Source organism: Gammaproteobacteria bacterium, from assembly GCA_041395725.1.
Taxonomy (GTDB): Bacteria; Pseudomonadota; Gammaproteobacteria; order Pseudomonadales; family Pseudohongiellaceae; genus NORP240.
Window position 1 is genome coordinate 3,511,530 of record JAWKZW010000001.1, and the last position, 13,215, is coordinate 3,524,744.

General features: G+C 53.8%; 6 protein-coding genes, 2 tRNA genes and 1 pseudogene. 4 read left to right on the forward strand and 5 right to left on the reverse strand.

Going from position 1 to position 13,215, the window contains the following annotated elements; translation table 11 throughout:
• The first annotated feature begins 331 nt into the window (after positions 1-331).
• Positions 332-595 carry a helix-turn-helix transcriptional regulator gene (locus R3F50_15455; protein ID MEZ5491699.1) on the forward strand — a complete coding sequence of 88 codons (264 nt, stop codon included), beginning with the start codon at positions 332-334 and terminating at the stop codon, positions 593-595.
• Positions 596-1,137: 542 nt separating this feature from the next.
• On the opposite strand, the gene R3F50_15460 is transcribed toward R3F50_15455, so the two are convergent.
• The 5 genes and pseudogenes from R3F50_15460 to R3F50_15480 all read right to left on the reverse strand — a co-directional run bounded on the left by R3F50_15460 (position 1,138) and on the right by R3F50_15480 (position 8,714).
• The gene (locus R3F50_15460; protein MEZ5491700.1) at positions 1,138-2,040 is read right to left on the reverse strand and encodes a THxN family PEP-CTERM protein; all 903 of its coding nucleotides are present in this window, start codon (positions 2,038-2,040) and stop codon (positions 1,138-1,140) included.
• A 583-nt stretch (positions 2,041-2,623) separates the two neighbouring features.
• Complete coding sequence (locus tag R3F50_15465) at positions 2,624-3,094, reverse strand: cyclic nucleotide-binding domain-containing protein (protein ID MEZ5491701.1); 471 nt, start codon at positions 3,092-3,094, stop codon at positions 2,624-2,626.
• Positions 3,095-3,692: 598 nt separating this feature from the next.
• A pseudogene (locus tag R3F50_15470) lies at positions 3,693-4,631 on the reverse strand (IS5 family transposase).
• Between the two features lie 547 nt (positions 4,632-5,178).
• Positions 5,179-5,781 (reverse strand): hypothetical protein, encoded by a 603-nt coding sequence (locus R3F50_15475; protein ID MEZ5491702.1) that lies wholly within the window; start codon positions 5,779-5,781, stop codon positions 5,179-5,181.
• 2,858 nt (positions 5,782-8,639) lie between these two features.
• Positions 8,640-8,714: transfer RNA gene (locus R3F50_15480), tRNA-Asn, on the reverse strand.
• A 145-nt stretch (positions 8,715-8,859) separates the two neighbouring features.
• On the opposite strand from R3F50_15480, the gene uvrB reads away from it, so the two are divergent.
• From uvrB to thrS, 3 genes are all read left to right on the forward strand, one after another.
• On the forward strand, positions 8,860-10,881 hold the full coding sequence (gene uvrB / locus R3F50_15485) for an excinuclease ABC subunit UvrB (GenBank protein MEZ5491703.1): 2,022 nt from the start codon (positions 8,860-8,862) through the stop codon (positions 10,879-10,881).
• A gap of 85 nt (positions 10,882-10,966) precedes the next feature.
• Positions 10,967-11,043 (forward strand) — tRNA-Val (locus tag R3F50_15490).
• 174 nt (positions 11,044-11,217) lie between these two features.
• On the forward strand, positions 11,218-13,149 hold the full coding sequence (gene thrS / locus R3F50_15495; GenBank protein MEZ5491704.1) for a threonine--tRNA ligase: 1,932 nt from the start codon (positions 11,218-11,220) through the stop codon (positions 13,147-13,149).
• The last annotated feature ends 66 nt before the right edge of the window (positions 13,150-13,215 follow it).

Sequence of the window (13,215 nt, forward strand, 5' to 3'; positions counted from 1 at the left end):
GTGTTCGCGCCTAACCGCAAACATCGAGCGCAGCTCACGTCATCCGGAAAAGGCGAGGGGAGGGATGGGGCGGGAAGGGCGGGGAGCAATAAGGGCAAAGACCGGTTTCTTACAGCTAAACCACGTTTGCCTCTACGCAACAGAACCACCGGGCAGGCTGGGAAAACAACTTCGACAGACTGGATGGTATTGATCGAATCACGGTGATCAAGCGCGCAGAGGGCTCTGCGCGCAGTTTCACTCAACGACTTTAATTCAGGGAATAGTACCGATAAAAGACAGATCAACAAGTTGAAAGATCAGATTGACGGGATCGGATAACACAAACACTATGCCGAGCACGTCGCTACCCACCACCCTGGTTCTGAAGCAGTTTTCCGATGCTCAAAGTGCTGACGAGGGATCTCCGCTCACGCAAAGAGAAAGCCAGGTGCTTTGCCTTGTCGCATCCGGTGCCAGCAGTCCAGTCGTGGCAGCAGAGTTGAATATCAGCAAATATACTGTGGAGGATCACCTAAAACAGATCTATCGAAAGCTCAACATATCAAGTCGCGCTGAAGCTGCATTGGCGGCCAGGCGATTGAAGCTGATCTAGGGAGCCTCTAGAAATGGTACTCCCGCGAAGTGTCTGGAGAACTGTAATTTCGAAAGCCAAGGTTTCTATCCGCTCTCAAAACTATTCAGATATTCTGGAGTCAGATTGTGCTCGAATTGAGATGCTAAAGATAATCCCTGCTGAGATGAACAATAAATTGAGCTGCATAATCAGACTCCGAGCGGTCAAATTCTTCCGGAACAGCCTTTTCTGAAAAGCAGCAGAAAAATTAATGTGTTTCTGAAATACACTCCGAGAATCCGCAACGCTATTCAATATCATCAAGAAAATCTGAGCCCAAACGCCCCCAGGCCAACAGTCGACCAATTACGTTCTAGCCGACTGGTTCCTGTGCAATAGAGTTCGCTTATCACAAAATTGGTGATCGTGTAAAAATTCCTGAAAGTTACAAAGTGGTACCTAAATCAGAGGCTCCTTAGTCTTTCAGCCTAAGACTGTACCGCTCGCGGCAATCCGTTGGTGGAACGGAAAAGCCCCGCCAAGGCAAACCGTGGCGGGGCTGCGGGCTTCTTGCTAATCAACTATCCGGCGGTCTTACTACGCTGGCGCCTGCGCCCGAGTCCGGCCAGTCCGAGTCCAATCAACAGAAGCGTGGATGGTTCTGGTACGTCGAAAACGGGTTCAGTGCTGATCGCAAAGCCGAACTGTATCGTTGTTCTCGCATTTTCAGCGGTCCTAAAACCCTGACAACCGTTTGCAAGGCTGACTGCGGCACATTCGCCATCAAGCAATGTGCCAATTGGCGCAGCGCCGCCAAATTCATCAGTAACAAGAATGCTGGCCAGATAATCATTGCCATCGTAACTGAATGGGAGGTTCAAGGTTGGAATTGCCAAGATACCGAACAGGTCTCCACACGGGGTTGCTGTACCCCCGGCACACGGTCCGTTGTTACTAGTCTCGAGAAAGTTGAATTGAAAGTTCAAAGAAGGTGCGGAAATAGCAGGACCGGCAGCGGGCGCAACCGGAGTTAAGGTTAGAGTATCAAGAATAGACCCGCCTGTTAAGGTATCAAAGCCTGAGTCAATTGGATTATTCCAATGGGAAAAATTGACGCCTATCCCGATTTCACTACCACTCGGGACACCTCCGCCAATCACTGTATCTACCGATCCGGTTGCTGGCCCGCCGCCGGTGAAGGTCACAGGATTTACAGATCCATTCCCGATGGTCAAGGCGCTTCGTTCACCATCAGTGATATCAACCTGATTCTGGGTAAAAGAACCACCGGTCTGTCCCCACGATAATTCGTAGTCAGAAGTAGTCTGTGTGCCGGTTGTACCTGAGAAGGTAGCCCCGGTAAATTTTGCATTGGTGGAGTAACTCCATGTCGTGACAACGGGCCCCGCAAAACTGGCTGTTGAAAACACTGTTAGCGCCACACCGGACGCCATTAAAGCGATAGCTTTCTTGAAGTTTTTCATAGTTGACCGTCTACCGTCCTGTGTAAAATGGGAGAGGAAATTATGTAGGACTTGGTCCTATCTGTCGGAATACGATGCAAAAAAAATACCAGAATTCTTATATCTCTGATTTTATGGTTCTTTTTACAGTTGGCCCAAGAATTCTCTGTGTGAAATTGTAAGGTTTTTTGACAGCCTTGCTCTCGAGATAGTTGAGGGTGCCCCACCTGCACAAGTCTCAGAACTCTGGGGGCTGAGACAGGGTATTGGCCGGACTCGGGAGAGTCCCACGGCCCAAATCGAAAACGATTAGAATTTAAGCCTGTTTTGGCATGGACCGCTTTGCCGGCCTTGACAATACTTCAGGTTGGGCGCAATACGGCGAAAGCTGCAAAGCCCTGACTTTGTGGGCTCTATCCGACCGGGATTCCGTCCCCGTTGCCCAGTCATGGATTGCCACCGGTCTTTTCGTCTATGTCCACCCGGTAGTGAAGCAGCCACTTCTTCGCCAGCCGTGCAGCCGCTAACTTTCGCTTCGATTCTCTGGGTCAAAAGTTGTGAAGAAGATACGTGTCAGGTAACGCCTGCTCTGATGCCCGGATTTTTACAGATGCCGGTCTATTCGGTGGGCTTTGAGGCCCCAGGCAAACAGTTGGCCGAATCGCCGGTCGGCCTGGCGCAGTCGATTGGTGAGGATACCGAACAGGTCCTTCAGTACCAGGTATCCCATTCCGGGATCGCTATCGAAGAGTTTGGTGAGCGCCTCAGTATCAATCTCGAGGAGGCTGCTGGGTTCGACCGCCATGACTGTGGCGCTGCGCGGTGCTGGCTCGAACAGGCTGAATTCGCCGAACACTTCTCCCGATCCCAGGTCACACAGTCCGGGTTGAATGGATCTTCGGTTGTCGAGTTCGACCCGTGGAAGTATGCGCAAAAGACCTTGCTCGATCAGGAACAGGCTTCGACCGATACTCCCCTCCTCGAGAATTGTTTCACCGCAAGCGTAGTCGCGACGCTTGGCGACGCCCAGTCGGAGCAATTCAGGGTTGCTGAGAATACCAATGATGCTAGACATCCTCGGTCCCTCGTTTGCCGGCGCAAGGTCGTTTGATTGTTCTGGTTGGCTGGTTTGCATACTACCCGGTTCTGCTCAAACAGCGGTCATTAAAATGGTCCAACCTGCGGGGTGGTATTATCCTGTCGGAAAATGCGCACGATGGCATTTTTGGCACTATACGCCCTTTCTACGAATTCGAGTGTGATCCAGGTGGTTTTTTCGGATAAAGCTTTGGAAACAACCTCACTCCTGGCGAGTGGATCTTAAAATCATCCACCAGAATGCGGTGGCTCTTTCGCAATTTACCGACGTGAAATTGCCTGGTGGCGCCGCTGTTCGCTGACAACAACTATCCACGGAATACCAGCGCCAATCGCCCCGTGGCAAGCAAAGATGCCAATATCATTGTCGCGACAGCGGTAGCGGCAAGATCCGGCTAGAAGGCAAATCCCTTGGTAAAGCTGACATCTTAAGAACCTCTGAATAACTGACATTTATAGAATACGCGGACAAAAAATTTGAAAAAATTGACGAAAAACAGGTATAACAGGCACCATTTATTCTCTTGTTTTTCGCCCTCCGGCGGCCAATGGGCGCCAGACAGGCGCACCTGTTTCTATGCCACCAGATGTTTTCTCGCCATCATCTGTTACTGAACCTGGCGAGTATATAAAGCCGCTCGGTGTTCTTGGCAAGTTCTCGGTAGCGCACTTTGTTGTACCCAAAGATTCGCTTGAAGTAGAAGATGCTATGTTCAACTTTGGCTCGCACACCTGCTTTCAGTCGTTCCAGTTTTGCAGCCGGATCGCCTTCAGGAAGCTTCGCTCGCTTGCCTGGACGCATGGCGATTTGCCAGTTAATCTCGCGCCCTTGATGTTCGGGTCGTTGCGCAATCCCAAGGTACCCCGCATCGCCCCAGACTCATTGTTCCTTGCCATGCAAAAGCTGATCATCTACCGCAATATCATGAACATTCGCGGACGTGGTGGCGATGCTGTGAATCAGGCCGAAAGCGTCGTCCGTGCCAATGTGCATCTTCATTCCAAAATGCCACTGATTATCTTATTTGGTTTGATGCATTTCTGGGTCACGCTCACCGCTGCTGTTCTTAGTAGAGGACGGCGCTCTCAGAATCGTGGCATCAACGATACTGCCTTCACGCAGAATCAGCCCTTGCCCAGCCAAATGACCATTGATGGTTTCAAAGATCACTTTGCCGAATTTGTGTTTTTCCAGAAAATGCCTGAAGTTCAAAATGGTTGTCTCGTCCGGCAAGTTACCGTGAGCCGAAGACCCGCGAACTGACGCATAGACTCAATCTCATACAAGGCATCCTCTATTGCCGGGTCGCTCAGGTTATAGAAAAGTTGCATTGCATGAACGCGCAGCATAACAGGCAGCGGATACGGTGGGCGGCCCGGAATCCCCTTGTGATACTCCTTGATCAGTTGCTGCTCAAGCTACTGCCAGGGGATAAGCATGTCCATTTTTCCAGAACGAGCTCTCGACGCGTTTTCTTTTTCTTGATGGCAACCTCAGCTTCGGCGAAGGTCAACTGGCTCGTAATAAATGGTTGCTTCTGGTTGGAAGCTGTATTATGCCAAAAAATACGAATTTTTCAGAGGTTCCCTAGAATTCAGCAGGCGCAGAGAAATATGCTAACGTCGAATCCTACACCGGGTTTTCGAAGCAGCAGCTGTGGGAAATGAGGAGCCTTCCGAAATTTCGCAACTGCCTATGCGCCAAACTCTGCCGTACTATCGGCGTGAAATTATTTGATATCCCGGTGTTTGATAGACTCAATTGGCTCAGTCAGGTTGCCAGTGCTCAGTTTGCCTGCGCGCAATGCGCCCAGGCTACTATTCCCCAGGACTTTTCAGTACCTGCATTAACAACTTCCACTTCCCAACTTGTGGTGCTAGCCGGTTTGCTAAGTCGCACTACCAGTAGGTTCAATTCCGATGCTGGTATTGTGCCTTGTATCAATTCGTAGCCACCACCAACCAAATAGGTTTTTTCTTTGCAAGAAGCTATCGCGGTTCTGGAGTCGCCCGGCTTGGCTTCAGTTACCGAAGTCGCCACACTAACGCTGTAAACATCCTTTAGTCCGCCCGCAGGGCCCATTGGCCCGGTCGCACCATCGGCGCCTGCTGGACCCGCGGGGCCGACAGGGCCCTGCGGTCCCACTTGCCCTTGAGGCCCCGCTGGTCCGGTTGCACCATCTTGTCCGTCAGCGCCGGCTGGACCCGCGGGGCCGACAGGGCCCTGCGGTCCCACTTGCCCTTGAGGCCCCGCTGGTCCGGTTGCACCAACTTGTCCGTCAGCGCCGGCTGGCCCCTGTGGCCCGGTCGCACCATCGGTGCCTGCTGGACCCGCGGGGCCGACAGGACCTTGCGGTCCCACTTGCCCTTGAGGCCCCGCTGGTCCGGTTGCACCATCTTGTCCGTCAGCGCCGGCTGGCCCCTGTGGCCCGGTCGCACCATCGGCGCCTGCTGGACCCGCGGGGCCGACAGGGCCCTGCGGTCCCACTTGCCCTTGAGGCCCCGCTGGGCCCACTGGTCCGGTTGCACCATCTTGTCCGTCAGCGCCGGCTGGCCCCTGTGGCCCGGTCGCACCATCGGCGCCTGCTGGACCTGCGGGGCCGACAGGACCTTGCGGTCCCACTGGCCCTTGAGGCCCCGCTGGGCCCACTGGTCCGGTTGCACCAACTTGTCCGTCAGCGCCGGCTGGCCCCTGTGGCCCGGTCGCACCATCGGCGCCTGCTGGACCCGCAGGGCCGACAGGGCCCTGCGGTCCCACTTGCCCTTGAGGCCCCGCTGGACCCGCCGGGCCTTGCGGAGCTGTTGACCCCATAAGTCCTGAACCCGTCCAGGTGTTGTCTGTATTGTCAATTCTGATTGCGTTGGCACCAGGGAAGCTAATCATTTGGTTTCCGTCCGATACGATCGCGGTAACCGCCAGTGTAGGCTCAGAAGACTCAAATACCACATAGGGCGGAACCCCTTCCTGGCGTGCATTTAGTAGTTCCATACCAAATAGGTCCTGCGCCAAAAATGCTAATTGGCCGAATGCGTCGATCTCACCGGTTATCGTTGATAAGGTACCGCCAAATCCGATCGCGGTTGCAGTGATTGAAACTGGTAGCTCCGATGTATTCACGATGCTAAAACTACTTGTCAGCCCGGTTGAAGGATCTGTAATGAGCGGAAATACGACGCGTTCCAAATTGAGTGGGCTGGACGGAAGCCCAACTGCAGAAAGTGGCTTGCCCGTGGAATCCAGCAATTCCATGATGGCCTGGACTTGCAGCTGACCATCCGCGCTGACCAGTCCCCAGGTTATTTCGGCGGGCTGTTCTGAGGACTTCAGCACCATGTTTACGCTTTCTTCGGGAAACAGGCTGCTTGAAAATATATTGTTGGATACCTGGCTTGAATTTTCTTCCAATAGCATTTCAGAGATCGCGCCATCGGGTGTGTAGAAGACCACACTGTAAGTGACAGGGTTGTTAGTGTTATTAGTTATCTTAATAGTGGTTTTAAAGTATGTCTCTCCCTCATCGAAGGAACCTGACACGAGCATCGGAAGGGCGGATTCAAAAATAGAACTTTCAGGATTCGCTGCATGGGCAGCACCAGCTGAAAATATGCCAGACGAAAATAAAACCAGTGTTAGACACAAGGTTGCCACAGGTGAATTTTTGACCAGAGAGCATAGTGCCTGGAATCCACTGTGGGGGGCGTGGGGCAAGTCATCTGCCTGTTTGGTGAAATTTGAACTGTCCATATGTCTGTTGCTGCAATCCCAATACGGTCTTTGTGGTGAGGAAAGCTGATCCGGCGGCAAAGTTTTGCCGCGGTCATACTTTTTTACTTCTTGCTTTCCCCCGGGACAGTCAATTATCGTGCCAGTTTAAAGAGAGGATGTAAGCGCTTGATATAAAAGGAAAAAAGATTCTTGTTCAGGGTTTTTATCTTCTTTATACAAGTATGACTTGCCGGATTTCGGCAAAAAGTGACGAATGACGTCATAAAGCGCCAGCCAGCGAATGTTAGGGGGCGACCCGCCAGCATGAAGGGAGTGTCGAATTTCAAACAGTGATTCGATGCCGGATTGAATCCGGGGCAACGTGTTCCCATGGCAAAGGAGAAATTCGGAGATTCACAGACTCAGGCAGCGACCGCCCCCGGCCGCCGGGCCCAGCCCCCATTCACGGTTTGTGGTCGTTCGGCCGAACAGAAAGCTGACGCTTTCAAATGCGCTTGCCTCACCCCTGGCAGGCTCTCAGGCACTAAAGCACTAAAGCTTTCTACTTATTATCGAGTCAGGCGTTGAGGAAGGCGGGGTAATACTGCTCGACGAGCCGGTAGAGCAGGGTCGTTTCCGGTTGATCGCGCCGGTAGTGGTGCGGCGATCCGGCCGCAGCACGTCGAAGTCCTTTTCGACCGGGTGTTACTGTCTTTGTAGTCCAGCGTCAGGAGGACTTCTTTACCCGTGGGTCAATCCGGATGGCGCCCTGGTTCTCGATCACCTGCTGAGCGCGGCCGAACGCGGTGTGGCTGGGCAGTCTTTTTCGCCGCTCAGCGCTGGCCCCTGATTGCAGCCCGCACAAGGCCCCCGGCAGTCCTCACCTTGAAGTTGTGTAGAAGTAAACTTTGCGTGGCTTCGATTCTTGCTCGGTTTCGATTATGGAAGCAAGGCCGCTGTCGGATTCTATAACTGGAAAGTTGCACCCACCCTGCACGAACATGACTTAGGCCGCTACCGGAGGCTATGAAGGGTCAGGTGACTTGTTGCACATCGCTCGTTGGCGGCACCAACTGATTCTCCACCGGTAATATCGAAGCCGCCGGGCTGTATAGAAGTGGGCCCCGGATTTGAGACAGTAGCGTAAGTGTAAATCCTGCGGTAATTTAAGTCACCACAGGAGAAGATTATGAGGCGCAAAAGACGAAACCATTTGCCGGGATTCACAGCCAAGGTCGTGCTGGCGGCGATTAAAGGCGACAGGACACGGGCAGAGCTTGCAGAACAATTTTCGCGCAAGCGATTCGCAAGATGCCACAGCTCTTCCTGTGATAATGAATCAATGCGGTCGAGCACTGCTTTCTTGTTCGCCCGCATTTCATTCTATTTTCGGATGACGTCGATAAGCATTGTTGCCAGACTGGTAAATGACATAACGCAAGGAATACGAGCACTATCCACAGAAAGGGAATTATAAAATCGCCGATGCCGCTACTTGGAATGTATCCTACGTTTTCACCCTCAAGCAGAATAATACAGCCTGCTGTAACCCCCAGCTGAATCTTGAGCGGCTTTGTTAAGTGGTCTAGCCACTTATCAGATAGGTTCACAGTCGTTACCTCAGGAGCGCTCGGCAATCCTAAACTCCCAGAATACCGGGAGTCAGAAGGGCGGCGGACTAGGTTTGATTTGAAGTGGTAACAAATAGAAGGAAGGCGGCATCAATCAGACTTGCTGATTACTTGCTGATTAAATCAATTTGAGGTTGGGTGTCTTACAGGAAATCTGTCTAGCTGGTTGGTTTTATTGCTATATTTGGCTGCCCAACCTGGACTCGAACCAGGAACCAAGTGATTAACAGTCACCTACTCTACCATTGAGCTATTGGGCAGCAATGTCTCGACAGGACCGTCGAAAACGCGCGTATACTAATTAGAAATCGCAGTGGGGTCAACACCGCACCGCGTTTCATCTTGCTTGCATGCTATCATAGTCGGCTTTGTATGGATCTCTAGTCTGCACCCGCAAGAGCCTCAATGAGCACGCCTTTCAAGTTACACGCCAAGTTTCAGCCGGCCGGAGACCAGCCAGCTGCCATTGATGAGCTGGTTGAGGGGCTGGGGGCCGGCCTGCACGCGCAGACACTGCTGGGTGTGACCGGGTCTGGCAAGACTTATACCATCGCCAACGTCATCGAGAGGACCCAGCGTCCGACGCTGGTCATGGCCCACAACAAGACCCTGGCCGCGCAGCTGTATGGGGAATTCACCGAGTTCTTTCCGGACAATGCGGTGGAATATTTTGTCTCCTATTATGATTATTACCAGCCCGAAGCCTATGTGCCCTCATCGGATCTCTTTATTGAGAAAGACGCCTCAATAAATGATCACATTGAGCAGATGCGTCTGTCGGCCACCAAGGCTCTGCTGGAGCGGCGGGATGTCATCGTAGTTGCCACCGTGTCGTCCATTTACGGCCTGGGTGACCCCACTTCCTATCTCAAGATGGTGGTGCATCTCGATCGTGGCGATAAGATGGATCAGCGCTATCTGCTGAAGCGGCTCACGGACCTGCAATACACCCGCAACGATGTGGAATTGCACCGGGCGACATTCCGGGTGCGGGGCGACGTGATAGATATCTACCCGGCGGAGTCTGATCGCCACGCCATCCGCATCGAGCTGTTCGACGATGAAATCGAAAACCTGTCCTATTTCGACCCGCTGACCGGGGAGGTGGTGCGCCGGGTTCCGCGACTGACAGTGTTCCCCAAGTCCCATTATGTGACGCCCCGGGAGACCCTGCTCAACGCGCTGGACCATATCAAGCTGGAATTGAACGAGCGCCTGCAACAGCTGGAATCGAGCCACAAACTGGTGGAAGCACAAAGGCTGGCGCAGCGAACCCGCTTTGACCTGGAGATGATCCAGGAGCTGGGTTATTGCACCGGCATTGAAAATTATTCCCGCTACCTGTCAGGGCGTGCCACAGGACAACCGCCACCGACCCTCTACGACTACCTGCCCCCCAATGCCCTGGTAGTGGCTGACGAATCCCACGTTACCATCCCGCAACTGGGTGCCATGTACAAAGGCGACCGTTCCCGCAAGGAGACCCTGGTGGAGTACGGGTTCCGCCTCCCATCGGCGCTGGACAATCGGCCCCTGCGTTTCGAGGAGTGGGAAGGGCTGACGCCGCAGATCATTTTTGTTTCCGCTACACCGGGTTCCTACGAAAAAGATCATGAAGGACAGCGGGTGCGCCAGGTGGTCCGGCCTACCGGGTTGGTCGATCCGGTGCTGGAGGTGCGCCCGGCATCCAGCCAGGTAGACGACCTGTTGTCCGAGGTGCGGCAAGTAGTGGCGCAGCAGGAGCGGGTACTGGTTACCGTGCTGACCAAGCGCATGGCTGAAGACCTGACCGATTACCTGGCCGAACACGACGTGCGGGTCCGCTATCTGCATTCCGATATCGATACCGTGGAGCGGGCGGAGATCATCAGGGACTTACGGCTCGGGAAGTTCGATGTGCTGGTTGGCATCAACCTGTTGCGCGAAGGCCTGGACATTCCCGAGGTGTCCCTGGTCGCCATTCTGGATGCCGATAAGGAAGGGTTTCTGCGCTCAGAGGGCTCCCTGATCCAGACAGTCGGCCGGGCGGCACGCAATATCCATGGCCGCGCCATTCTCTACGCCGACAAGATTACCGGCTCCATGCGCAGAGCCATCGACGAGTCCACCAATCGTCGTAACATACAGCTGGCGTACAACAAGGAGCACGGTATAACCCCGGCCGGAGTCGAAAAGCGGGTCATGGATGTGATGGAGGGTGCCTACGCGGCGCCTGGTAGCCGGAGTCAGAAAAAACAGCGCCGGGCGGCGGACAAGTCCGGTGGTTATCAGGCTATCGACACCAGAGATCCGGCGGAGGTCAGCAAGGAAATCAACCGCCTCGAAGCTGAGATGTTTGAACAGGCACGCAACCTGGCCTTCGAGGAAGCGGCGGCTACCCGGGATCAAATTGCCGAACTCAAGGAAGTTCTATTACGGGGGAGTTGAATCAGGGTCAGAAACACGCATAAACCCATCGACACCTGGCAGTCCGATCCCCTATAATCGCCAGTCCTTCTGGATACAGAAATGTAGGCGCGTAGCTCAGTTGGTTAGAGCGCTACCTTGACATGGTAGAGGTCACCAGTTCGAATCTGGTCGTGCCTACCAATTCAGAGGCCTGAGCCCAACAACCGGAAGCCGGCGGGCAGCCCCCTTAGGGCAAACGCGGCGTGGACTCTCAGTATAATCAGGGCAGACCCGCACGGGTCTGTCTTTGTTTAGGGTCCTCGAATTAAGCCGGCAGGCATTCAGCCAGACAATAAACACTGCAAGATTCAAAACATGCCACAGATTACATTACCAGACGGTAGCCGACGTGAATTCAACGAAGCGGTAACCGTTGCTCAGATCGCCGAATCAATCGGCGCGGGCCTGGCGCGGGCGGCGCTGGCCGGACGGGTGGATGGAACACTTGTCGATACTTCGCACCTGGTGACAGACGACGCCGAGGTGGCGATCATCACCGAGCGTGATGACGACGGCCTGGAGGTGCTGCGACATTCCTGTGCCCATTTAATGGCCCAGGCGGTGCAGCGGCTTTTTCCTGAAGCTCAGGTAACCATCGGGCCTGTCATTGAAGACGGGTTTTTCTATGATTTTGCCTATGAGCGCCCCTTTACACCGGAAGACCTGGCGGCAATCGAAAAAACCATGCAGGAAATCGTCAGGGAAGATCTGCAGGTAGACCGGTCGGAAATGAGCCGTGACGAGGCGGTCGGGATGTTCAGGAAGATGGGTGAGGACTACAAGGTAGAAATCATCGAATCGATCCCTGGTGACGAAAAGCTGTCCTTTTATAGGCAGGGGGAGTTTCTGGATCTTTGTCGCGGGCCTCATGTGCCCAGCACCGGTAAGTTCAAGGCCTTCAAGCTGACTTCGGTGGCAGGCGCCTACTGGCGCGGCGATTCCGGCAACGAGATGTTGCAGCGCATTTATGGCACCGCGTGGGGTTCCAAGAAGGATCTGGAGCTCTATCTGCAGCGCCTCGAAGAGGCCGAAAAACGGGATCACCGAAAGCTCGGTAAACAGCTAGGGCTGTTTCACTTCCAGGAAGAGGCGCCAGGCATGGCGTTCTGGCATCCCCGCGGCTGGACCGTTTACCAGGTTATCCAGAACTACATGAAGCAGGTTCAGGATGCCAACAATTACCAGGAAATCAGAACCCCGCAGCTGGTGGATTTCAGCCTGTGGGAAAAATCCGGCCATGCCTCAAAGTTTGCCGAGGAGATGTTCACGGTAGAATCTGACAGCCGGATGTATGCAATCAAGCCCATGAACTGCCCCTGTCACATTCAAGTGTTTAACCAGGGCCTCAAGAGCTACCGGGATCTGCCTCTCAGGCTGGCGGAGTTCGGTTCCTGCCACCGCTATGAGCCATCTGGCAGCATGCATGGGCTGATGCGGGTGCGCAGCTTCGTGCAGGACGACGGGCATATTTTCTGTACGGAAGGGCAGATCCAGCAGGAAGTGTCTGATTTCATGGGTCTGCTATTCGAGGTGTACAGGGATTTCGGCTTCGACGACGTGATTCTGCGTCTTTCCACGCGACCGGAAAAGCGAGTCGGATCTGATGAATTGTGGGACCGGGCGGAAGAGTCCCTGAAGCAGGCGCTGAACAAAACTGGCCTGCCCTGGGAGCTTACGCCGGGAGAGGGTGCTTTTTACGGTCCTAAGATCGAGTATTCCCTGAAAGACTGCATGGGACGTGTTCAGCAATGTGGCACCATACAGGTGGATTTCTTCCTGCCGGAGCGTCTCGGCGCTCAGTTCGTGGCAGAAGACGGCAGCCGACAGGTGCCGGTGATGCTGCACCGTGCGATCCTTGGTTCTTTTGAACGATTTATCGGCGTGTTGATCGAACATTATGCCGGCGCCATGCCTACCTGGCTGGCACCGGAGCAGGTGGTGGTCATGAATATTACCGACAGGCAGGCCGCTTATTGCGAGGAAGTCAAAGAATCCTTGAAAAATAAAGGGTTTAGAGTCATTTCGGACTTGAGAAATGAAAAGATCGGCTTTAAAATCCGCGAGCACACGTTACAGAAGATTCCCTACCTGGTTGTTATTGGCGATAAAGAGGTTGAAGCCAGAACACTGGCGATTCGAACCAGATCGGGCGAAGACCTTGGCGTAATGAGCCTTGAGGCATTCAGTGAACAGCTGGAAGCCGATGTCGCCCGATACGGGCGGAATGAAACGAAAACAGAAAGCTGACAGTTCAGCTCGAGATGACAACCAGAAATGGGGTCAGTATCGAGGCTATTTTTAACTAGAAGAGGA

Coding starts and splice junctions, on each gene's coding strand:
- R3F50_15455 (MEZ5491699.1), top strand. CDS start 332: ATGCCGAGCACGTCGCTACCCACCACCCTGGTTCTGAAGCAGTTTTCC.
- R3F50_15460 (MEZ5491700.1), bottom strand. CDS start 2,040: ATGAAAAACTTCAAGAAAGCTATCGCTTTAATGGCGTCCGGTGTGGCG.
- R3F50_15465 (MEZ5491701.1), bottom strand. CDS start 3,094: ATGTCTAGCATCATTGGTATTCTCAGCAACCCTGAATTGCTCCGACTG.
- uvrB (MEZ5491703.1), top strand. CDS start 8,860: ATGAGCACGCCTTTCAAGTTACACGCCAAGTTTCAGCCGGCCGGAGAC.
- thrS (MEZ5491704.1), top strand. CDS start 11,218: ATGCCACAGATTACATTACCAGACGGTAGCCGACGTGAATTCAACGAA.